This window comes from Geodermatophilus sp. SYSU D00779 (genome assembly GCF_054050595.1).
The window spans coordinates 36,541-58,244 of sequence record NZ_JBJGZQ010000010.1; the positions used below are offsets into that span (position 1 = coordinate 36,541).

General features: G+C 73.8%; 19 protein-coding genes, 1 tRNA gene and 3 pseudogenes. 15 read left to right on the forward strand and 8 right to left on the reverse strand.

What is annotated here, in order from left to right; all coding sequences use genetic code 11:
- Positions 1–15 precede the first annotated feature (15 nt).
- Complete coding sequence (locus tag ACI79G_RS09860) at positions 16–2,811, reverse strand: ATP-binding protein (protein WP_456880950.1); 2,796 nt, start codon at positions 2,809–2,811, stop codon at positions 16–18.
- 81 nt (positions 2,812–2,892) lie between these two features.
- Positions 2,893–3,480, reverse strand: a complete 588-nt coding sequence (locus ACI79G_RS09865) for a YceI family protein (protein WP_456880951.1) — start codon at positions 3,478–3,480, stop codon at positions 2,893–2,895.
- A gap of 219 nt (positions 3,481–3,699) precedes the next feature.
- Here ACI79G_RS09865 and aroH point away from each other — a divergent pair, with 219 nt between their 5' ends.
- The 9 genes from aroH (at position 3,700) to ACI79G_RS09910 (ending at position 13,042) form a co-directional block, all read left to right on the forward strand.
- A complete protein-coding gene (gene aroH / locus ACI79G_RS09870) occupies positions 3,700–4,062 on the forward strand; it encodes a chorismate mutase (protein WP_456880952.1) in 363 nt (120 codons plus the stop codon).
- Positions 4,059–4,748, forward strand: a complete 690-nt coding sequence (gene cmk / locus ACI79G_RS09875; protein WP_456880953.1) for a (d)CMP kinase — start codon at positions 4,059–4,061, stop codon at positions 4,746–4,748. Before aroH ends, cmk begins: the two co-directional genes overlap by 4 nt.
- Positions 4,745–6,082, forward strand: a complete 1,338-nt coding sequence (gene der / locus ACI79G_RS09880; RefSeq protein WP_456880954.1) for a ribosome biogenesis GTPase Der — start codon at positions 4,745–4,747, stop codon at positions 6,080–6,082. The genes cmk and der overlap by 4 nt, the downstream gene beginning before the upstream one ends.
- Before the next feature lie 153 nt (positions 6,083–6,235).
- A complete protein-coding gene (locus tag ACI79G_RS09885; RefSeq protein ID WP_456880955.1) occupies positions 6,236–7,660 on the forward strand; it encodes a cytochrome ubiquinol oxidase subunit I in 1,425 nt (474 codons plus the stop codon).
- Between the two features lie 2 nt (positions 7,661–7,662).
- Entirely contained in the window at positions 7,663–8,697 is a 1,035-nt protein-coding gene (gene cydB, locus ACI79G_RS09890; protein ID WP_456880956.1) for a cytochrome d ubiquinol oxidase subunit II, read from the forward strand.
- Entirely contained in the window at positions 8,697–10,355 is a 1,659-nt protein-coding gene (gene cydD / locus ACI79G_RS09895) for a thiol reductant ABC exporter subunit CydD (RefSeq protein WP_456880957.1), read from the forward strand. Before cydB ends, cydD begins: the two co-directional genes overlap by 1 nt.
- Positions 10,352–12,001 carry a thiol reductant ABC exporter subunit CydC gene (cydC, locus tag ACI79G_RS09900; RefSeq protein WP_456880958.1) on the forward strand — a complete coding sequence of 550 codons (1,650 nt, stop codon included), beginning with the start codon at positions 10,352–10,354 and terminating at the stop codon, positions 11,999–12,001. The genes cydD and cydC overlap by 4 nt, the downstream gene beginning before the upstream one ends.
- Entirely contained in the window at positions 11,998–12,891 is an 894-nt protein-coding gene (locus ACI79G_RS09905; RefSeq protein ID WP_456880959.1) for an alpha/beta fold hydrolase, read from the forward strand. Before cydC ends, ACI79G_RS09905 begins: the two co-directional genes overlap by 4 nt.
- 77 nt (positions 12,892–12,968) lie before the next feature.
- A tRNA-Pro gene (locus tag ACI79G_RS09910) sits at positions 12,969–13,042 on the forward strand.
- Between the two features lie 106 nt (positions 13,043–13,148).
- On the opposite strand, the gene ACI79G_RS09915 is transcribed toward ACI79G_RS09910, so the two are convergent.
- Together ACI79G_RS09915 and ACI79G_RS09920 are read right to left on the reverse strand one after the other, a co-directional pair.
- Positions 13,149–14,195, reverse strand: a complete 1,047-nt coding sequence (locus tag ACI79G_RS09915; RefSeq protein ID WP_456880960.1) for a tyrosine-type recombinase/integrase — start codon at positions 14,193–14,195, stop codon at positions 13,149–13,151.
- 201 nt (positions 14,196–14,396) lie between these two features.
- A complete protein-coding gene (locus tag ACI79G_RS09920; protein ID WP_456880961.1) occupies positions 14,397–14,675 on the reverse strand; it encodes a helix-turn-helix domain-containing protein in 279 nt (92 codons plus the stop codon).
- 400 nt (positions 14,676–15,075) lie between these two features.
- On the opposite strand from ACI79G_RS09920, the gene ACI79G_RS09925 reads away from it, so the two are divergent.
- Positions 15,076–15,312, forward strand: coding sequence for a DUF433 domain-containing protein (locus ACI79G_RS09925; protein WP_456880962.1), 237 nt, complete (start codon positions 15,076–15,078; stop codon positions 15,310–15,312).
- Positions 15,309–15,668: a DUF5615 family PIN-like protein gene (locus ACI79G_RS09930; protein ID WP_456880963.1), complete on the forward strand. Its 360-nt coding sequence runs from the start codon at positions 15,309–15,311 to the stop codon at positions 15,666–15,668. The genes ACI79G_RS09925 and ACI79G_RS09930 overlap by 4 nt, the downstream gene beginning before the upstream one ends.
- A gap of 621 nt (positions 15,669–16,289) precedes the next feature.
- Here ACI79G_RS09930 and ACI79G_RS09935 read toward each other — a convergent pair.
- Complete coding sequence (locus tag ACI79G_RS09935; RefSeq protein ID WP_456880964.1) at positions 16,290–16,499, reverse strand: hypothetical protein; 210 nt, start codon at positions 16,497–16,499, stop codon at positions 16,290–16,292.
- Between the two features lie 403 nt (positions 16,500–16,902).
- Here ACI79G_RS09935 and ACI79G_RS09940 point away from each other — a divergent pair, with 403 nt between their 5' ends.
- A complete protein-coding gene (locus tag ACI79G_RS09940) occupies positions 16,903–17,277 on the forward strand; it encodes an SRPBCC family protein (protein ID WP_456880965.1) in 375 nt (124 codons plus the stop codon).
- 125 nt (positions 17,278–17,402) lie between these two features.
- Here the strand turns inward: ACI79G_RS09940 and ACI79G_RS09945 are convergent.
- Positions 17,403–17,732 (reverse strand): annotated as a pseudogene (locus ACI79G_RS09945) (transposase); the annotation flags it as partial.
- Between the two features lie 415 nt (positions 17,733–18,147).
- Here ACI79G_RS09945 and ACI79G_RS09950 point away from each other — a divergent pair.
- Complete coding sequence (locus tag ACI79G_RS09950) at positions 18,148–18,291, forward strand: hypothetical protein (RefSeq protein WP_456881061.1); 144 nt, start codon at positions 18,148–18,150, stop codon at positions 18,289–18,291.
- A gap of 52 nt (positions 18,292–18,343) precedes the next feature.
- On the opposite strand, the pseudogene ACI79G_RS09955 reads toward ACI79G_RS09950, so the two are convergent.
- Positions 18,344–18,616 (reverse strand): annotated as a pseudogene (locus ACI79G_RS09955) (hypothetical protein); the annotation flags it as partial.
- A gap of 182 nt (positions 18,617–18,798) precedes the next feature.
- Between ACI79G_RS09955 and ACI79G_RS09960 the strand changes: the two are divergent.
- Both ACI79G_RS09960 and ACI79G_RS09965 read left to right on the forward strand, forming a co-directional pair.
- Positions 18,799–19,890 (forward strand): annotated as a pseudogene (locus ACI79G_RS09960) (IS256 family transposase).
- A gap of 326 nt (positions 19,891–20,216) precedes the next feature.
- A complete protein-coding gene (locus tag ACI79G_RS09965) occupies positions 20,217–20,552 on the forward strand; it encodes a hypothetical protein (RefSeq protein ID WP_456880966.1) in 336 nt (111 codons plus the stop codon).
- A 224-nt stretch (positions 20,553–20,776) separates the two neighbouring features.
- Here the strand turns inward: ACI79G_RS09965 and ACI79G_RS09970 are convergent, their stop codons facing one another.
- Positions 20,777–21,652, reverse strand: coding sequence for a transposase (locus ACI79G_RS09970; protein WP_456880967.1), 876 nt, complete (start codon positions 21,650–21,652; stop codon positions 20,777–20,779).
- Between the last annotated feature and the right edge of the window lie 52 nt (positions 21,653–21,704).

The window sequence follows — 21,704 nt, forward strand, 5'->3', positions numbered from 1 at the left end:
GACAGCGGTGCGGGTCTACGGAACCGGCCGGGCGGTGCGCAGCTCGCCGCGACCCGAGACGCCCAGCTTGGCCAGCAGGCTGGCCACGTGCGTCTCCACCGTGCGGGTGGACAGCACGAGGCGGCCGGCGATCTGGGCGTTGGTGAGCCCCTGGGCCACCAGGTCGAGCACCTCCGCCTCCCGCGCCGTGACGCCGGCCCGCCGCAGCTCGGCCGGCAGGGCGAGCCCCTCGCGTCCCGGGCGCGGCAGCGGCAGGCCCAGCCGGCGCATCAGCTGGCGGCAGCGGCGCGCCAGCGCGACCTCACCGGCGGGCTCCAGGTCGGCGAGGGCGGTGCGCAGCCACCCGGCGGGGTCGCCGAAGCCCTCCGTGGCGGCGACCCCGGCCAGCATCAGGTGCAGCACGTGGCGCCAGTAGGGGTGCCCGGCGCAGGCCTCGTCCCCGGTGGCCACCAGCCGCTCGGCGTCCCGGAGCGAGCCGGTGCGGGCGGCGGCCACCGCGTCGGCGTAGGCCAGCGCTGCCGTGTTGCCCGCCTGGACCCCGACGTCGGCCGTACGCAGTTCCGCGCGCGCCCGGTCGTCGCCGGGACGGCGGACCGTGGCCAGCAGCGCCCACTGTCCCCAGAACGGTGTCGGCGCGGCCTCGCGGTGGCCCCGCAGGACGCCGACGCAGGTCTCGAAGGAGCGCAGCGCGGCCGCGGGGTCACCGGCCAGCCACGCGGCCCACCCGCGCACGCCGGGTGCGCGGAAGGCGACGTCGAGGGAGTCGGGCGCCAGCGCGGTCGCCTCGGTGAGCAGCGGCTCCACCGCCTCGGGCTGCTCCGCGCACAACCGGCCGAGCGCCACGAAGAACCGCGCGGCCGCAGCCACCGCGGGCAGCCGGAGCCGGTCGCCCTCCTCGACCCCCCGGACGGCGGTGGGCAGCGCCGCCACGTGCCCGTCCCGCACGGAGACGCACCCGCTGAGCTGGACGTCGAGGACGGCGGCGGTGGCCAGCATGCCCGCCTCGACCGCCCGCCGGCGGGCCTCCTCCAGCCGGTCCGACCGACCGGTGCGCAGCAGGTCCGCCGCGCCCAGCTCCGAGAGCGCTCGGACCTGCCAGAGCCGCAGGCCGTGCCGTTCGGCGAGCCGCTCCCCGCGGGCGAACGCCTCCTCCGAGGCGACCGGGTCGGTGCGGCGCAGGCAACGCCCGACGACCTCGAGCGCCTCGCACACGGCCTCCGGGCACCGGTCGGGCCCGGACGCGGTGACCACCAGCCGGGCCGTCCGCAGCGCCTCCTCGACCTCGCCCAGCCCCAGGGCGACGGCCGCCCGCAGCGCCTCGACCCGCGGGTCGGCGCTGCCGGCGACGCGCTCGAGGTACCCGGCGGCGTTCCCGAACCGCTCGGCGACGACCGCGCTGCGGGCCAGGTGGAGGGACAGGTCGACCCGCTGCCGGCCGTCGGCGGAGTCGAGCAGCCGGTCCCCGAGGGCGTCGGCCTCCGCGGCGCGACCGGCGAGGGCGAGCACGCGGACCCGCTCGGCCTGCAGCTCGGTGGACACCGGGGTGTCGGGGCCGGCGAGGGACAGGGCGCGCGCCAGCGTGTCGTCCGCGGCGCGCAGTGCACCGGCGGCCACGGCGTCCCGCGCGACCTGCAGGAGCAGCCGGGCGGCGTCGTCGTCCCGGCCGGCCTCGGTGAGCAGCCCGGCCACCAGGGGACGGCGCTCCCTCGGCACGGGGGCGTCCTCCGGGCACAGCGCGGCCACCGCGCGGCGGGCCAGCGCCGCCCGTTCCGGCGGCAGCAGACCGGCGAGGACGGCGTCCCGGGTCAGCGCGTGCCGCCACCGCAGGACCGCGGGGTCGAGCGGGTCGACGGTGAGGAGGGCACCGTCCACCGCCAGCCGCAGCGCCCGAGCCACGCCGTCCTCGTCGACGCCGGCGGTGGCCGGCAGCAGCCGCCAGTCGACCGTCTCGCCCAGCACCGCAGCGGCGTGGACGACGCGCTGCGCCTCCTCGGGGAGGGCTGCCAGGCGCGCGGTGGTCAACGCGAGCAGGGTGCGCGGCACCGGCGCGGCCGGCCGGGGGGCGGAGGTGTTGCCCGTGAGGCCGGCGACGAGGTCCTCGACCAGCAGGGGCAGGCCGTCGCTGGACTCGGTGACGACGCGCAGCACCCGGGGCGGGAGCTCACCCCCGGCACAGGCGCCGGCCAGGGCCGCCACCTGCTGGGCGTCCAACCGGGACAGGGCTCGCTCGTCGGCACCGGGCGAGCGCAGCAGCCCGTCGAGCGCCGGTCGTACCGCGGCCTCGTCGCGGGCCGCGGCCACGACGGCGACGCGGGCGCTGCCCAGCCGGCCGGCCAGGTAGCCGAGGACGGCGAGGGTGTCCCGGTCGGCCCAGTGCAGGTCGTCGAGGGCGAGCAGCACGCCGCCGACCCCGCGGCCGCGGTCGGCGACCACCCCGAGGAACGCGAGCACGGCCTCGCCGATCTCCACCGCGGGGTCGACGACCGAGGGCACGGCCGCCGGCTGCGCGGACCAGCCGGGCAGCAGCCGGGCCAGCACGGGGCGGTACGGGGCCAGCCGGGGGTCGTCGGCGAGGTCCGCGCCGGCGGCGGGCAGCAACGCCTCGGCCAGCGGCCGCAGTGCTCCGCTGCCCTCGACCGCCCGGCCGGCCAGCGGGACCATGCCGCGGGCGCGGGCGCGGGTCGTGGCCTCGGTCAGCAGCCGGGTCTTGCCGATGCCGGCCTCCCCGGTGAGGAGCAGCAGGCCGCCCCGGCCGCGCTGGGCGTCGAGCAGCCGGTGGTCGAGGGTGGCCAGCTCCGCCTCGCGACCCACGGTGACGTGCGCGGGGACGGGCCGACGATAGGGGCGGCGCCCTCCGTGCGGTGGCACGGCGGGCGCCGCCGCCGGGACCGCTCAGCCGGTGCGCACCGCCGCCACGTCGAGCTGCAGCCGCACCACGTCGCCCACCAGCACGCCGCCGGACTCCACGGCGCTGTTCCAGCTGACGCCCCAGTCGTGGCGGTTGATGGCGGCCGAGGCCTCGAAGCCGATGCGCAGCTCACCGTCGTCGACCGTCGCGCCCGTGTACTCGACGTCGAGGGTCACCGGGCGGGTCGTCCCCTTGATCGTGAGGTCCCCGGTGACCAGGAAGCGGTCCTCGTCCACCTCCTCGATGCGGGTGGAGCGGAAGGTCATGGTGGGGTGGTCGGGGACGCCGAGGAAGTCGCCGCTGCGCAGGTGCTCGTCGCGGACGGCCAGCCGGGTGTTGACGCTGGCCGTCTCGACGACCACCTCGGCGGTGGAGCGGGCCGGGTCGCGGCCGTCGAGGTGGATCGTGCCGCTGAACCGGTCGAACTGGCCGTGGACCTTGGTGATCATGGCGTGCCGGGCCACGAAGCCGAGCCGCGTGTGGTCCGGGTCGAGGGCGTAGGTGCCGGTCAGCTGCTCACGGCCGGCCGGGCGTCGCTCGATGGTGGCCGTGGCCGACGGGGTCGTCGTCATCTCGGGATCTCCTGGAGGAGGTGGGGGTCGGGCCGGCACCGGTGGCCGGTTGCCGACGAGCCTGTCCCCGCGTGGCCGCGGCCACCTCCGTGGTGGGTACCGAGCCAGGCCCGTGGGTCCACCGGATCTGCGCCCCGGGCAGCCCCCGGGACGCCGGTACCTAGACTCGACCGAGGGGCACGGCGACCCGTCGCCCCGCACCGATCGAGGAGAGTGGTAGTGGCCGTCCGAGCCATCCGGGGCGCGACGCAGGTGGACGCCGACGAGCGGGAGCTGGTCCTCGACGCGACCCGCGAGCTGGTCACCGCGGTCATGGAGCGCAACCAGCTGCAGCACGACGACGTCATCAGCATCCTGTTCACCGCCACCCCCGACCTCGTCTCGGAGTTCCCGGCGCTGGCCGCCCGCGAGCTCGGCTTCGGGGACGTGCCGCTGATGTGCGCCACCGAGATCGACGTGCCGCACGCGCTGCCGCGGGTGCTGCGGCTGATGGCCCACGTGGAGACCGACCGGCCGCGCGCCGAGGTGCAGCACGTGTACCTGCGCGGGGCCGTGGCGCTGCGGCGGGACATCGCCCAGTGACCGCGGACTTCGTGGGCCAGGTCGCGCTGGACGGGCCGTCGGGGACGGGCAAGTCCAGCGTCGCGCGCGCGGTCGCCGCGCGGCTGGGCGCGGCCTACCTGGACACCGGCGCGATGTACCGCGCCGCCACCGTCGCCGTCCTCGACGCCGGGGTGGACCCGGAGGACGCCGACGCCGTGGCCGCCGCCGTCGCCGCGGCCGCGATCGAGGTCGGGACGGCGGCCGACACCGAGCTGGTGCAGGTCGACGGCGTGGACGTCGCCGTGCGCATCCGCGGCCCGGAGGTCACCCGCGCGGTCTCGGCGGTCTCGGCGGTCCCCGCGGTGCGCCGCAGGCTGGTCGACCAGCAGCGCGCGCTGGTGGCGGCGGCCGACGCGGTCGTCGTCGAGGGCCGCGACATCGGCACCGTCGTCCTGCCCGACGCGACGCTGAAGGTCTACCTGACCGCCGCGCCCGAGGCCCGCGCCCAGCGACGGGCCGCCCAGCTCGGCCTCACCACGCCCGACGAGATCGCCGAGCTCGCCGCCGACCTGCGCCGCCGCGACGAGTACGACAGCAGCCGCGCCGACAGCCCGCTGCGCCCGGCCGAGGACGCCGTCGTCGTCGACAGCACGCACCTGGACCGCGAGGGCGTGGTCGACCGGGTGGTGGAGCTCGCGCTCTCGACGGTGGGGGTCGCGCGATGACGGAGCAGACCGGTCCGCTGCCGGTCGTCGCGATCGTCGGCCGGCCCAACGTCGGCAAGTCCACGCTGGTCAACCGGTTCCTGGGCCGCCGCGCCGCCGTCGTCCAGGACACCCCGGGCGTCACCCGCGACCGCATCGCCTACGAGGCGCTGTGGAACGGCAAGCGCTTCACCGTCGTCGACACCGGCGGCTGGGACCCCAAGGCCAGCGGGCTGGGCGCGTCGATCACCCGCCAGGCCGAGTACGCGATGAGGACCGCCGACGTCATCGTCTTCGTCGTCGACAGCCAGGTGGGCGCCACCGACACCGACCTGGCGGCCGCGCGGATCCTGCGCCGCAGCGACCGGCCGGTGATCCTGGTGGCCAACAAGGTCGACGACGAGCGCAGCGAGGCAGGCGCCGCGGAGCTGTGGTCGCTCGGCCTGGGCGAGCCCCAGCCGGTCAGCGCCCTGCACGGCCGGGCCAGCGGCGACCTGCTCGACCTCGTGCTCGACGCGCTGCCCGAGGCCCCGCGGGAGCAGGAGGAGGAGGGCGGCCCGCGCCGGGTGGCGCTGGTCGGCCGGCCCAACGTGGGCAAGTCCAGCCTGCTCAACCGGCTGGCGAGGGACGAGCGGTCGGTCGTGGACTCGGTCGCCGGCACCACCGTCGACCCGGTCGACTCGATCGTCACCCTCGGCGGCGAGGAGTGGCGGTTCGTCGACACCGCGGGTCTGCGCCGCAAGGTCAACACCGCCAGCGGCATGGAGTACTACGCCAGCCTGCGCACCGAGGCCGCCATCCAGGCCGCCGAGGTCGCCGTCGTCCTGCTGGCCGCCGACGAGGTGGTCAGCGAGCAGGACCAGCGGGTCATCACCCAGGTGATCGAGGCCGGCCGCGCGCTGGTCATCGCCTTCAACAAGTGGGACGTCCTCGACGAGGACCGCCGCCTGCAGCTGGAGCGGGAGATCGAGCGCGACCTGGCCCGGGTGAGGTGGGCGTCGCGGGTGAACGTCTCGGCGAAGACCGGCCGCGGCGTGGACAAGCTCGCCCAGCACCTGCGCGAGGCGCTGGACTCGTGGGAGACCCGGGTGCCGACGGCGGAGCTGAACACCTACGTCCGGGCGCTGGTGCAGGAGACCCCGCCACCGGCCCGTGGTGGCCGCGCCCCGAAGATCAAGTACGTGACGCAGGCCGACGTCCGCCCGCCGCGGTTCGTCGTCTTCTCCACCGGCTTCCTCGAGGCCGGCTACCGGCGGTTCCTGGAGCGCAAGCTGCGCGAGCGCTTCGGCTTCCACGGGACGCCGATCGAGATCTCGGTGCGGGTCCGCGAGGGCCGGGAGCGGCCGCGCGGCTGACCAGCGGCTGCACGGGCCGGGTCCGTCCGGGGGCAGGCGACCGCTGGGGGTGCCACGCGGCCGGTCGCGTGCGAGTCTGTGGCCCCGGTCGCCGGTGCCGAGGCGTCAGCCCCGCGCCTCCCCCCTTCCCGGTCCCGGACCGAGGTGGTGCGCGTGGACGTCGTGGAGCTCTCGCGGTTCCAGTTCGCCTCGACCAGCATCTTCCACTTCTTCTTCGTCTCGCTCACCGTGGGGCTGGCGTTCCTGATCGCGGTGATGGAGACGATCGCCTTCGTCCGCGAGGACCGGCGCGAGGTCTACGGGAAGATGACCAACTTCTTCGGTCACCTCTTCCTCATCAACTTCGCCGTGGGCGTGGTCACCGGGATCGTCCAGGAGTTCCAGTTCGGGATGAACTGGAGCGAGTACTCCGACTTCGTCGGCAACATCTTCGGCGTCCCGCTGGCGCTCGAGGTGCTGATGGCGTTCTTCCTCGAGAGCACCTTCATCGGGCTGTGGTGGTTCGGCAAGGACCGGCTCAAGCCGTGGATGCGGCTGGCCAGCATCTGGCTGGTCGCGATCGGCACCCAGATCAGCGCGTTCTGGATCGTGCTGGCCAACGCCTGGATGCACCACCCCGTCGGCTACGAGGTCGTCGACGGCCAGGCGCGGCTCACCTCCTTCAGCGAGGTCGTCTTCAACTACAAGGCCTGGCTCTACTTCGCGCACGTGCAGGGCAGCGCCTGGGTCGTCGCCGCCTTCTTCGTGCTGGGCATCAGCGCCTTCCACCTGCTGCGCCGGCAGGACACCGACGTCTACTCCCGGTCGCTGCGGATCGGGCTGGTCTTCGCCGCCATCGGCACCGTGTTCTCGATCGTCAGCGGGCACACCGAGGCCCAGGTCGCGCGCGAGGACCAGCCGATGAAGTTCGCGGCCATGGAGGCCCAGTGGGAGACCTCCGACTCGCCCGCCCCGTGGTCGCTGGTGGCGGTCATGGACCAGGACGAGCAGCGGAACTCGTTCAACGTGGAGATCCCGTTCGTCGGGTCGGTGCTGGCCTACAACAGCCTCGAGGGCCGCTACGAGGGGCTGATCCCGCTCAACGAGGAGTACCAGGAGCTCTACGGCGAGGGCGACTACATCCCGCCGGTCGCGTGGGTGTACTGGTCCTTCCGGATCATGGTGGCCATCGGCTCGCTGCTGCTGGCGACGGCGTTCCTCGGGCTGTTCCTCTGGTGGCGGCGACGGCAGGGGCTGGACACCACCCGCTGGTTCCTGCGGGCGCTGGTGCTGTTCATCCCGCTGCCCTGGATCGCCAACTTCACCGGCTGGATGGTCACCGAGATGGGCCGCCAGCCGTTCATGGTCTACGGCCTGCTCACCGTCGAGGAGGGGGTGAGCGCGAACACCGCCGGTGAGGTGCTCGCCGGCCTGATCGGGCTGTGGGCGGTCTACCTCGCGCTCATCGGGCTGGACGTCTACCTGCTGACGGTGACCGCGCGGGCCGGCATCCACCGCAGGCCCGAGGCCCAGCTGGTCGCCGCGCCGGCGCCGGACTACGAGGGCGCCGGGTTCCAGGGGTACGAGAAGAGGGACTGACGGTGGACCTGGTCACGCTGTGGTTCTGGCTCATCGCGCTGGCCTTCACCCTCTACTTCTTCCTGGAGGGCTTCGACTTCGGCGTCGACATCCTGCGGCCGACGCTGGCGCGGACGGAGGCGGAGGAGCGGGCGCTCACCGGCACCATCGGGCCGTTCTGGGACGGCAACGAGGTCTGGGTGATCGCCGCGGCCGGGCTGATGTTCTCGACCTTCCCGGTCTGGTACGGCGCGGTGTTCAGCGGCATGTACCCGCTGTTCGTCCTCATCCTGCTGGTCCTGCTGCTGCGCGGCGTCTCCTTCGAGTACCGCAACCAGGTCGACAGCGAGCGGTGGCGCTCCTTCTGGGACTGGATGTCCTTCGGCGGCAGCGTCGTCCCGTCGTTCCTGTGGGGCGTGATCATGGCCAAGATCATCGAGGGGCTGCCGGTGAACGCCGAGGGGCGGGTGCAGGGCGGCTTCGCCGAGATGTTCACGCCGTTCTCGATCGTCGGCGGCGTCACCACGCTGCTGCTGTTCATGCTCCACGGCGCCAACTTCCTGCTGCTGCGCCTGCACAAGGACACCGTCCTGTACGACCGGGCGCGCACGGCGGCGCTGCGGTGGGGGGCGCTGGCGACGGTGGCGATCGTGGCGTTCGTCGTCATGGGCTACGTGACCGAGGACCTGTTCGAGGACTTCGGGTTCGCGTCCTGGGTGTTCCCGGTCGCGGCCTTCCTGACGCTGGCCAGCATCTGGCTGGCGCTGTCGCTCCGCCGGGACACCCTGGCGTTCACCATGAGCGGCCTGACCGTCCTGTTCGCCACCGTCACGGTGTTCATCGCGCTGTTCACCCGGGGCGAGGTGCTGCCCTCGACGCTCGACCCGGGCTTCGGCCTCACGCTGCAGGAGACGGCCAGCCAGCACTACACGCTGGTGCTGATGACGTGGGTCGGCGGGATCTTCCTGCCGCTGATCATCGGCTACCAGATCTGGAACTACTACGTGTTCCGGGAGCGGGTCCGCCCCGACGAGGGCGCCCTCACCCACGGGTACTGATGGCCCGCGGCCCCGCAGCACGCCTGCTGTCCCTGCCCGGTCCCCGGCGGCTGGCGCTCGTCTGCGGGGTGCTCGGGCTGCTGACCTGGGCGCTGCTGGTCGTGCAGTGGGCGCTGGTCGCGGCCTTCGTGACGGCGGTCGTCGAGGACGGCCGGGCACCGGGCGCGCTGGCCGGGCTCCTGGCCGGGGTCCTGGCGGCCTGGGGCGCCCGCGCCGCCGTGGCCGGCGTGCGCGACCGGGCGGCGGCACGGGCCTCCGCGCGGGTCCGGCGGACGCTGCGGGCCACGCTGCTGCGCCGGCTGCTGGTCCGCGGCCCCGGCGCCGTGGCCGGCGAGCGGGCGGGGGAGCTGGTCACCACGGTCACCGAGGGCGTCGGCAGGCTCGACGGCGTGGTCGGGCGGCTGCTGCCCGGCACCGTGACCGCGGCCGTCGTCCCGCCGCTGGTGGCCGCGACGGTGCTGGTGCTCGACCCGGCCGCCGGCGCCCTGCTGCTCCTGACCGGCCCGCTCGTGCTGCTCTTCCTGTGGCTGACCGGCACCCTGGCCGCCCGCGCGTCCCGCGCGCAGTGGGAGACGCTGGCCCGGCTCGGCGCCGCGCTGGTCGACACGCTCCGGGTGCTGCCCACGCTGGTCGCCTACGGCCGCGCGCGGAGCAGCGCCCGCTGGCTCACCGACGTCAGCGAGGCGCACCGGCGGAGCACCCTGCGGCTGCTGCGGACGGCGTTCCTCAACGGCTTCGTGCTCGAGTTCGGCGCGGTGCTGTGCACGGCCCTGGTCGCGGTCACCGTCGGCGTGCGGCTGTTCGAGGGCGAGCTGACCCTGCAGCGTGCCCTGCTCGTGCTGCTCCTGACGCCGGAGTTCTTCGCGCCGCTGCGCGCGCTGGGAGCCGACCGGCACGCGAGCCTCGAGGGAGCGCCGGCCGCCGAGCGGGTGTTCGCGCTGCTGGACGCGCCCGCACCGCACCGCGGCACCCGGCCGGCGCCGGCGGGTGTCCCGCACGTCGAGCTGCGCGGGGTCACCCTGCGGTACGGCGAGCGGGCCGCCCTCGACGGCGTCGAGCTCGACCTGCCGCCGCTGTCCCGGACCGCGCTCGTCGGGCCGAGCGGTGCGGGCAAGAGCACCCTGGTCCGGGTGCTGCTCGGCTTCGCCGTCCCCGACGAGGGCAGCGTGCTGGTGGACGGCGTCCCCCTGGCCGAGCTCGACCCCGACAGCTGGCGGGCCCGGGTGGCCTACGTGCCCGAGCGCCCGTGGCTGCTGCCGGGCAGCGTCGCGGACAACGTGCGACTCGGGCGGCCCGGCGCTCCCGACGCCGACGTCGAGGAGGCGCTGGCCCGGGCGGGGCTGCTCGACGCCGTCCGCCGGCTGCCGCGGGGCGTGGCCACGCCGCTGGGCGAGGACGCCGCCCGGCTCTCGGGCGGGGAGCGGCTGCGGGTGGCGCTGGCCCGCGCGTTCGTCCGGGACGCGGCGCTGCTCGTGCTCGACGAGCCCACCGGCCAGCTCGACGAGGCCACCGAGGCCGCGGTGCTGGCCGCGCTCGACGACCTCGCGGCCGGGCGCACCGTCGTCACCGTCACCCACCGGACCGCGCCGCTGGCACTGCACGACCGGGTCGTGGTGATCGAGGACGGCGTGGTCCGCGGTACGGCGGTGCCGCGATGAGGGAGGTCCTCGCGCTGGCCGGGGGCCCGCGGACGGCGCTCGCCGTCGCTCTGGGGGCGCTGACCGTGCTGTCCGGCGCGGCGCTGCTGGCCACGTCCGGGGCGCTGATCACCGGCGCGGCGCAGCGGCCCTCGACGCTGCTGGTCCTCATGCCGCTCATCACCGGGGTGCGCCTGTTCGGCGTCGCCCGGGCCGCGCTGCGCTACGCCGAGCGGCTGGTCACCCACGACGTCACCCTGCGGGTGGTCGCGCGGGTGCGCGGCCGGCTGCTCGAGCGGCTGACCCCCCTCGCGCCGGCCGCGCTCACCGGCGCCCGGGGCGGCGAGCTGCTGTCGCGGGTGCGCACGGACGTCGACGAGCTGCAGGGCGTCGTCGCCCGCCTGCTGGTGCCCGCGGGGGTCGCCGTGCTCGCCGGCGGGGCGGCGGTGGGGCTGACCGCGCTGGTGTCACCGGCCACGGCCGGCGTCCTGGCCGTCCTCCTGCTGGTGCTGGGAGTGGCCGTCCCGGCCGTCGCGGCCCGCACCGGACGGCGGGCGGCGGTGGCCGCGGCGCTGGCCGACACCGCCGTCGCGGCGGACACGCTGGACCTGGTCCGCGGCCTGCCCGACCACCTCAGCGGCGACGGCGGGGCCACGGCCCTGAAGGCGCTGGACGAGGCCCTCCTGCGGCAGGAGGAGGCCGAGCGGGCCAGGGCGCGGCTCACCGCGGTGACGACCGCGTGCCGGGAGGGCGTTCCCGGCCTGGGGCTCGTGGCGGCGCTCTGGCTGGTCGGGGCGGACGTCGCCGCGGGGACGACCGGCCCGCTGCTCCTCGCGGCCTGCGCACTCGGGGTGCTCGGTGCCTTCGAGGCGGTGGGTGGGCTCGGTGCGGCGTGGAGCGCCGCGGGCGGGGTGCGGGCCGCCGCCGAGCGGGTGCGGGCCCTGGGCGAGCTGCGTCCCGCGGTGACCGACCCGGAGGCGCCGCGGCCGCTGCCCGCCGGGTCCGCGCTGTGCCTCGAGGGCGTCGGCCTGCGGTACCCCGGCGCCGCGGGGGCCGCGGTCGCGGGCCTCGACCTCGCCGTGCCGGACGGCGCGAAGGTGGCGCTGACCGGGCGCAGCGGCGCGGGCAAGAGCAGCGTCCTCGCCCTCGCCCTGCGCGCGCGGGACCCCGACACCGGGCGGGTCACCCTGGGCGGCACCGACCTGCGCGACCTGGCCCTCGACGGCGTCCGGTCCCGGGTGGCCTGGTCGGCCCAGGCGCCCCAGGTGCTCGGCGGCACCCTGGCCGGCAACCTCCGCCTCGGCCGGCACGACGCTCCCGACGAGGAGCTGGCCGCCGTCCTGGCCGACGTCGGGCTGGCCGGCCTGCTCGCGGACCCCGGGCTGCACGGCTGGGTGGGGGAGGCGGGGGAGCGCCTGTCGGCCGGCGAGCGCGCCCGCGTCTCGCTCGCCCGGGCGCTGCTCAGCCGGGCCGACGTGCTGCTGCTCGACGAGCCGACCGCGCACCTCGACACCGCGCTGGCGGCCCGTGTCCTGGACCTGCTCGCCCGCGACCCCCGCGCCGTCCTGCTGGTCACGCACGACGCGGCCGCGCTGGATGCCCGCTGGCGGGTGGTCGACCTCGACGCCGATGAGTTCCGCCCTCGCCGCCGGTCCACCCGGGCATGACCGCACCGCAGACGCACACCCTGGAGACGCAGGGCGCCGTCCTCACCTACGACGTCCGGCCCGGCTCGTCGGCCTCGGAGCCGCCGCTGCTGCTCATCGGCTCGCCGATGGCCGCCTCGGGCTTCGCCTCGCTGGCCGCGCGCTTCCCCGACCGCACCGTCGTCACCTACGACCCGCGCGGGGCCGACCGCAGCCGGCGCACCGACGGCGCGGCCGGGTCCACGCCCGAGGAGCACGCCGACGACCTGTCCCGGATCGTCGACGCGTTGGACGCCGGGCCGGTCGACGTGTTCGCCAGCAGCGGGGGAGCGGTGAACGCGCTGGTGCTCGTCGCCCGCCACCCCGAGCAGGTGCGCACCCTGGTGGCGCACGAGCCGCCCGCGGTGCAGCTGCTGCCCGACCGCGAGCCCGCGCTGGCCGCCAACCGGCACGTGCACGACACGTACGTGCGCGCCGGGTTCGGCGCCGGGATGGCGGAGTTCATCCGGTTGGTCATGGCGTCGGGGCCGGTGACCGACGACCACCTGGAGCAGCCCGGCGCCGATCCGGCCGCCTTCGGCCTGCCGACCGAGGACGACGGCTCGCGGGACGACGTGCTGCTCGCGCAGAACCTGCTGACCTGCACCTCGTACGAGCACGACGTCGAGGCGCTGCGCCGCGCGTCCACCCGGATCGTGGCCGCTGTCGGCGTCGGCTCGGCGGGGCAGCTGGCGCACCGGGGTGGTCTCGCCCTGGCCGAGCGGCTGGGGACGGCGGCGGTCGAGTTCCCCGGCGACCACGGCAGCTTCCTCGACGCCGGCTACGGCCCGCCGCCGGACGTCGACGCGGTGGCCGAGCGGCTGCGCGCGGTCCTGGCCGGCGACCGGGACCCGGTGGCGACCGGCAGCTGACCACCGGTCGGGACGCGATCGCGGGTGCGGTAACCTGCTCTACGCAAGCGTCCGGGCGGTGCGAGCCGCCCGGCGCTCGGGCTGTAGCGCAGCTTGGTAGCGCACTTGACTGGGGGTCAAGGGGTCGCAGGTTCAAATCCTGTCAGCCCGACAGCGGGAAAGCGGAGGTCAGGGGCCGTGTCCGGAGAGATCCGGAACGGCCCCTGGCCGCTTCCGGAGGGCGCCTGACCACCATTGTGACCACCGTTAGGTGGCCCTCACTCGCCGAAGGCAGCGCCCAGGATGTCCATCGCGCCGCGCGCCACGTCGGGCGCGACGTGTCCGTAGACGTCGCCGGTGATGGCGATCGACGAGTGACCGAGGATCTCCGAGACGACCTTGAGCGGGACTCCGGAGGAGAGCATCACGCTGGCCGCCGAGTGTCGGAGGGTGTGCAGCCCGACGTGCGGGAGCCCGGCCCTTTCGGCGGCGACCTTGAGTGCACGCAGGGCGTTGCGTGGGTCGCAGGGCTCGCCGGTCACGGTGGTGAACACGAACCCGGTCTCCTGCCAGACCGAGCCGGCCCGGCGCCGCTCGTCGTCCTGGCTGCCCCGGACGTCGTGGAGCAGTCGCTCGGCCGGTGCGGAAAGCGGAACGAAGCGCTTGGACCTCGCCGTCTTCGGCTCGGTGACCACCAGGCGTCTCTGGACGCGGGCGAGCGTGCCCCGCACACGTAGGAGGCCCTTCTCCAGGTCGACGTCCGCCCACCTGAGTGCCAGTGCTTCACCGCGGCGCAGGCCGGTGTGCACGAGCAACGCGAAGAGCGGCGCGTATCGGGTGTCCTCAGCCGCACGAAGCAGGTCGGCTACCTGCGCAGTGGTCAGGTGAGCGGCCTCCCTGCTGGTCACCTTCGGCCGCCGGATGACCGCCGCCGGGTTGGACGCCAGCGCACCGTCGCGGACGGCGGTGTGCAGCACGGCGCCGAGGATCGTGTACGCCGAGCGAACGGTCGACTCGGCCAGGCCCTTGCCGCGGAGCTCCACCACCCAGCCCTCGACGTGGGACGGCCGGACCCTGTCCAGGGTCAGGCGTCCGATGGGGCTGGGAAGGATGTGCGTCCGGGCGACGCCGGCGTACATGACTTTGGTTGTCTGCTTGCGCTCGGAGGCCTGCAGCGTGGTGTCGATCCAGTGCTGAGCGAAGGTCGCGACCGTCTGTCTGCGGTCCCGGGCGGGCTGCCCGTCCGCCACCCTCCGCCGGATTGCGGCCGCCTTGTCACGCGCCTCTTGGGGGGTGTCGCCGTAGACGGTGTGACGGGTGGCCACTCCGAGGTCGTCGGTGACCCGGAGGTTGATCTGCCAGCGCCCGTCCGGTCGGCGTCGCGGCGTGGATCCCTCCCTGTTGCCGCGACGCTTCGCCGAGGACCCGCTCCGCGGCGTCCGTGGACTCACCACCGGCCCCTCTCGCCGTCACCAGGCGGCGAGTGTCTGCGGTCGGGCCGACGTGGGCCGGCGTGGATCCACAGGTCAGGGCCGTTCCGGCCGACTGTGGACAACGTCGAAGAGCCTGTCCTGATCCGTGCCGGTCCTTCTGCGTCGAGAGCGCGTCCGGGCCAGCTGAGGCGGTGGGGGAGCCTGCAGGTGCTGCACGTAGCGCTCGAGCTCGGCGTGGGAGATCCGGCAGCTGCGGCCGATGTGCACTGAGCGCAGGTCGCCGGCCTTCAAGAGGGCGTAGATCGTGGTGCGGCCGACGCGGAGCACCTCGGCGGCCTCCTCGGGTGTGAGCAGCAGCGGGTCGCTGGACACGGGCTTTCGAGGTCGATGAGTGTCGCCCATGTGTCGCCCTCCTCGTCGGCCGGCCTCGTGCGCCGGCGTTCGGCGCGGCAGCCCACCTGGAGAAGGCGCCATTTCCGGCCGATTGGTGACACTGCACGGCGAAGTTCCTGTTCTTCTCCGGTTCTCCTGCAGTCCGGGGCCTCGATCACCGAGGGGTGGCGTCCTTCGAGTCCCTCGTCCTCCCGGCTGGCTCCGGTGTCTCCGGTTTTCCTCCGGTACGTCAAGGGGTTCGGGCGGTGTTCCGCGGTCGCAGGTGTTCGGGCGGTCGCCGGTCGCAGCGCAGGCATTGAGGGTCCGGCTCGACGAAGGTCCGCACGGTCGAGGGCTCGGCGTGCTGGGCTGGGTTGGCGGGCACGGGCGCACTGGGCGCATGAGTTCCGACCGGCTGGGGTTGATCGCCACCGATCCGGTCGTGCTGAGCGGCCAGGCGGTGATCGCCGGCACCCGCGTGCCGGTCAGCGTGGTGCTCGACTGCCTTGCCGCCGGCGTGAGCGCTGAACAGATCGTCGAGGAGTACCCGACCGTTACCTCTGAAGGCGTGCAGGCCGCCGCCGCCTACGGGGCGCTGTTGGCCCGTGAGGAACTGGTCCCGCGGGGCCCTGAGTGAAGGTCGCGCTCGACGAGAACATCCCTCGTTCGGCCCGCCAGGTCCTCACCGCCGCCGGACACGATGTCGACACCGTTGTCGACGAAAACCTCGCAGGTGCAACGGATCCGCGGGTCGTGACCGCTGCAGCCGCTGACGGACGACTGTTGATCACCCTCGATCGCGGACTGGGCGACATCCGGGCGTACCCGCCGGGCAGCCACGCCGGGATCCTCGTACTGCGGCCATCTGATCAGTCGCCGCCGACCGTAGCCGCTGCGCTCGCGGAGTTGGTCGCAGGTCACGACCTGACGACGCTGGCCGGCACGGTCACCGTCGCGCAGCGTGGCCTGCTGCGTATCCGCCATCTCCAATAGCGGCAGACCTGCGCCCGTTTCGGGCCACGCGGACGGGGTGCGGCGTCCACGAGTCCCGTGGAGTCGTGATCTGGTGGGGAATCTCGGACATGTCCTCGTTCAGGGCGTCATGACACTCCTCGGCAAGTCGCCTCCGCGGCAGTGCAACTTGCAACCTGCCACGGGCCTCCGCAGCGCCGCACCGTCGACCCTCGGCTGCGTAGTCGATCCTCGCCCGCGGCCCCGGTTCCGCTACCCAACGGGACAAGATCACGAGCCGACACACCTTATGCATCCAGGACTGCGCAATCCGTTGTGACGAGTAGCTGACGACGGGGGTGACAGGTGCGGTCAGCTGCCGGACGGCATGCCGGGCGGGCGTCACCGGGGCGCGTTACCCCTCGCACCGGGTCGGTGCGCCTTCTGGCGGGGCGTGCTGCTTGGCCAGAGGGCTCTGCCGTCCAACGGGGCCGGGGGTCACGTCGCCAGCGGTGGCGCGCCGGTTGGGGTGACGTCGGGCTGGTCGGGTCGTCACTGCCCCTGTCACCCCCGTTGGCTTCCCCCCTCCACGACGACTGTCCCGACGTCACCGTCGACGCCTGTGCCCTACAGGAGCAGTACGGGAGCTGCGGCTCCGGGCACTCAGGGAAGGTCGGGCGCGCCGCTCCAGCGGGCCCGCCGCCGGTAGGACCGCAGGACCGGGTCCAGTGCCCGGCCGAGGGCGGGCAGGTCGCGGTCGTAGACGCGGCCGTCATCTAATTGACCGGCGAGCTCGCCAAGCAACCTCGGCCAGTCCCGCCGGGTCGGCTCGAGCGGGACACGGATCTCGACCCGCCGCTCGACCACCTCCACCGCCGTCCGGCTGGAAGTCGCCGCCCGGCGTTGTTCCCAGGCGCGGTGCCGGCAGGTGGTCGAGCACCACTTCGGGATCGGGCCGCGGCTGCGCGGGGTGATCGGTCCGCCGCACCATCCGCAGGTCGTCGCGGCGGTGCGTCGTTCCGGCCCGTCCGCCGCAGGACTGGCCTGGCTCGGACGGGGGCCTCCTTCCGGCGTTTGCTGCTGGCGCTTGCGGCGATGCTGTTCGTGCGCCCGCCGTCGGGCCCGGTACTCAGGGGTGCCGCTGGTTCCCATGTCCTCAGTCTGCTGGCGATCCTCCTGTAACCCGTCACCACGAGTTTCCCAGCCCGAAGTGCAAGACGTGTGTGGCACATGATCTTGGTCTATCTCCAGTAGTAACCAGGAGCAGGATGGCCTGGTGGAGCAGAGCACCAGGATCGACGTCGAGGCCCCGGTCGAGCAGGTGTGGGAGGTGCTGCGCGAGGTCGAGCGGTGGCCGGAGTGGGCGTCGTCGGTGACCTCGGTGCGCCGCCTCGACGACGGGCCGCTCGCTGTCGGGTCCCGCGCCCGGGTGGAGCAGCCTCGGATCCCCCCGACCGAGTATGTGGTGACCGAGCTTAAGCCGGGCTGCTCGTTCACTTGGGTGGCCACTGGTCCGGGCGTCCGCACCACCGCTCGGCACCTGCTCGAGTCTCTCGGTCCCGGCAGCTCGCGCGTGACGCTGGCGGTGGAGCAGGCCGGGCCCGTGGGCGTGGTGATGGGGCGCTTCTACCGCCGCCCGATCGCTATCTGACAGCCGAGGCCGAGGGGATCAAGGCCATGAGCGAGGGACGGGTGTGACGTCCGGCCGGTGCTCACGTCGCCCGCAGCCATCGCCCCGACGCTCCTATGACGCGTCGAGCCGCTGAAGGTGGCGCCTCGGTAGAGCTCTCGGGCGATGTGGCGCTTGAGGCAGCGTTTGATTTCACGGTCGGTCTTGCCTTCGGCGCGGCGGCGGTCGGCGTAGGCGCGGGTGCGCTCGTCGTATTGCAGGCGGGAGAGCGTGATCGTGTGCAGCGCCCGGTTGAGCTGTCGGTCGCCGGAGCGGTTGAGCCGATGACGGACGGTCTTGCCCGATGAGGCAGGGATGGGGGCGGCGCCGGCGAGCATGGCGAAGGCTGCGTCGTTGCGGCAGCGTCCGGCGTGGGACCAGGCAGCCAGGACGGTGGCCGCGACGATCGGGCCGACTCCGGGCAGCTCAAGCAGGTCCGGTCGCCACGAGCGGACGATCGCCCGGAGCGCGACCTCGTGCTCGGCTGCTTCGGCCTCGAGGGTGTGGATGCGCCGGGCGAGAGCGCGCAGCACCGTCAGCGCCGTGCACACATCAACGTCCGCGCTCGGTGCCGGCCGCAGCCAGGCGGCGGTGGCGAGCATGCCGCGGGTGCTGCGGCCCCGGAAACGGCCACGCACCGGCTCCGGTGCGGTGATGACTAGCGCGCGCAGTTGGCGCTGGGCGTCGGTTGCGGCTTCGACCGCGGCGCGGCGGGCGGTGAGCCGCATCTGCAGCGCCGCCCGTTCCGCGCCGGTCTAGGGCTGGGCCAGGTGGCCGCGGGCGGGCGCGTCGCGGGCGGCGCGCTCGGCGTCGATCGGATCGGACTTCGCCTCAGCCCGCCGAGCTGGGCGCTTGAGGCGGTCGAGCCCGGCTCGTCGCTGCGGCAAGTCCGAACAGCTCGACGCGGTGCAGGCCGCGCGCGAAGCGCTGGCCCGCACCGTGCAGAGCAACCCGCGCGCCGACGGCCCCCGCGAGGGGCTGGGCGGGGATGGTTGACCTCGACGACGCGCTGACCGTGCCGCTGCAGAAAGCGGATCAGTCCGATGCCGTAGCTGCGGCTGCCCTCGACCGCCCAGACCAGGCGAGGGCCGGGCGCGTTGACGATGGCGAAGTCCAGCAGGTGCGTAAAGCCGGCCGGGTCGGTGGGGATCACCGTGGAGGCGATGCTGGCCCCGGTGGGACGCACCAGCGCAGCGGTGTGAGTGTCGCGGTGGGTGTCGACGCCGATGACCGCGTCGACTTCTTCGGCCAGCATGTGTCGGGCTTCCCTTCGGGCGCAGGATGAGACGGTCCGGCGCCGGCCAGGGAGAGGACACCGCATAGCAGGACTGTGATGAGTCACGCCGCGAGGCGGACAGGCTTCTGATCAGGCCAACGTGCGGATGCCCAGGCCGGCGCCGGCAGCCTCCGGCGGACAGGTCAGAATCAAGGCACCGCCCTGGTACTGCGGGCCACCCTACTTGCCACGGGGGTCACGCCCTCGGCTGTAGGCGCCAGCCTGGCATCGGGCCGGCCTCACGACCCGACACCCTCAGCCTCACAGCCCTGCTCGAGGTGCTCCAGGCACTGAAGGCCGCCGACGTCGACGACCGCATCCGCTCGGCGGCCACCACGATCTATCAGGCGTTGATCGAGGCCGAGCTCACCGCGGTGATCGGCGCGGCGCCGCACGAGCGCACCGACGCCCGCACCGCCCAGCGCAACGGCACCCGCCCGCGGGTGCTTACGACCACGGCCGGGGATCTGCAGCTGCGAATCCCGAAGCTGCGCGCCGGGTCGTTCTTCCCGTCACTGCTGGAACGGCGGCGGCGGATCGACCAGGCGCTGTTCGCGGTGGTGATGGAGGCCTATCTGCACGGCGTCTCCACGCGCAAGGTCGACGACCTGGTCCGGGCCCTCGGCGCCGACACCGGCATCTCCAAGTCCGAGGTGTCCCGGATCTGCGCCGACCTGGATGCCGAAGTCAGCTCTTTTCGGGCCCGCTCGATGGCCGAGACCGCGTTCCCCTACGTGTTTCTCGACGCCACCTACTGCAAGGCCCGGGTCGACCGGCGGGTGGTCTCCCAGGCCGTCGTCATCGCCACCGGCGTGGCCGCCGACGGGCACCGGGAGGTGCTCGGCTTCGCGGTCGGCGACTCCGAGGACGGCGCCTTCTAAACGGCGTTCCTGCGCTCGCTCAAAGCCCGCGGCCCGGGCGGCACCCAGCTGGTCATCTCCGACGCGCACACCGGGCTGAAGGCCGCGATCGGCGCGGTGCTGCTCGGCGCCAGTTGGCAGCGGTGCGGGTGCACTTCGTGCGCAACGTGCTCGCCCGGGTACCCAAGGGCAACGCCGAGATGGTCGCCGCCGCGATCCGCACGATCTTCGCCCAGCCCGACGCCGACCACGTGCACGCCCAGCTCGACGTGATCGCCGGCATGCTCGGTCGGCAGTTCCCGCAGGCGAAACAAAGAGATCAAGCGGCGCACCGATGTCGTCGGGGTCTTTCCCAATCCCGAGGCGCTGCTGCGGCTGGCCGGCGCCGTGCTGGTCGAGGCGCACGATGAATGGCAGGTCTCCGAGCGCCGCTACCTCTCCGAGAGCTCCATGGCCTAACTGAACCGGCTCACCCCAGTCGAGGAGGTGGCGCAGCCGGCCCTGATCGCGTCATAGTCGCCCCACCGCTGACCGACACGGTGAGGACTACATCCACTACTCAGCGGCACGTCACCGAGGGCAGAGTGGCGTCTCTCAACCTTCGCCTCAGCCTTGCCCGAAGCAGCGACACCACTCCTGGGTGCTGGCCTCATCACGCACCGCCATCGTCATACAGACGTCAGACGGCTGTAACCCTACCGCCTTGACGCCAAGATTCTGAAGGGAGAGCATCTTCTGTAGCGGCACCGCGCCGCAGCTCAACAGGTCCAAGGCGGGTCGAACCGATGCTCGCTGAACTGCTCCGGCTGCTGTCCTCCCCGGAGTCCCAGACCCTCGCCAAATGGCTGGTCATCGCGATGATCATCCTGATGATCGTCAGGGGACTCACCAACGTGTTCCTCAAGGTGATCAGCAAGGTCACCGATGTGATCAAGACGCTGGTGGACCTGGCCCTGCGGATCCACATCCACCAGCTCGTGCGCCGCGCGATTCGCCAGGGGACGGACATCCGCGAGTCCCTTGACGCTCTGAACTCGGTCAACCAGGACATGGACCGCGTGAAGGCGCCCAAGAAGATCTCAAAGCCGAAGAAGCGGAAGCGGTCCAAGCGGAAGCCGTGAGGTGCCCCCCGAGGATGGCCTGGATCCGACTGGCGGGGTCCGCCCCAAGCGCCCCCACAGGCAAGGGAGGGGCTCCCCCACCTGCTCGGCCACACAGAGCGAGTTGCGAGTCCTCGCCAGGGCGCAGCGCCTCTTTGCAGTCCGCAGGCCCGGAGCACATCCTGAACACGGTCGCCCCATCCGCAAGGACGCACCAACGTCTGAGGCGCGTGATGTGGGTTGACCTATGCAACCCCGAGGTCGATGGAGTGGACGCATAGCAGGGTGTGCGCGGCGATGGTGGCGGCGGTGCGGGACAGCAGGCCCCAGAAGGTGTGGGCGCCGTGGCGGGCCAGCTCCATCCGATCGGTGAGCTCGCCGAGGGTGACCTCGATGCGATTGCGCCAGCAGGCGATCGCCTGGCGCAGGGCGGTGGGCATGCTCGGGCGCTGCGCCTTGGTCGGCGGGGTCAGCACCGCGGTGCCGCGAGCCGCGCAGGCGGCGGCGAAGGCCCGCCCGGCGAAGCCCTTGTCGGTCAGCAGGTCGCGCGGTGGTGGCCCGGCCTCGAGCAGATCGACGGCGACGTCTCGCTCGTTGACCGCGGCGGGCACGATGCTCCAGGCGCGCACCAGCCGGGATCCCAGGTCGGTGCGGACCGCGAGCCGGAAGCCGTAGCACCACTCGCCGTGGGCGGCGTCGCGGCCGAAGCCGGCGACCAGGTCGTGGGGGCCGACCCAGTTGTCGGGGCCGCGGACCCGGGAGGGGTGCTTGACCGGCAGCGCGCTGGTGTCGATCTGGACGCAGTCAACGACCGGGCAGCGGGCCGCCAGCGCGGCGCGCAGTTGCTCGAAGGCCGCCCACAGCCAGCGGATCCGCCGGTTGGCCTCCGACTGGTGCGGCAGCCGGGGGAACAGCTGCGCCCAGTCGCGGGCCACCTCGGCCACGAACCCGGCCTCGCTGCGCCGGCCCAGCAGGTGGCGCACCAGCGCGATGGTCAACAGCTCGGCGTCAGTGCAGGCCGGGGTCGGACCCGGCCGAGCCGGGATGGTGACCTCCCCGGCGGTGATGGCGTCATCGACGAGCACGTAGACGTGGACGAACAGGTCCTCGGTGGGCAGCATGATGGGCGCCTCTGCGGGCGAGGGGTCTTCGACAACCGCCACGTTCCGCAGA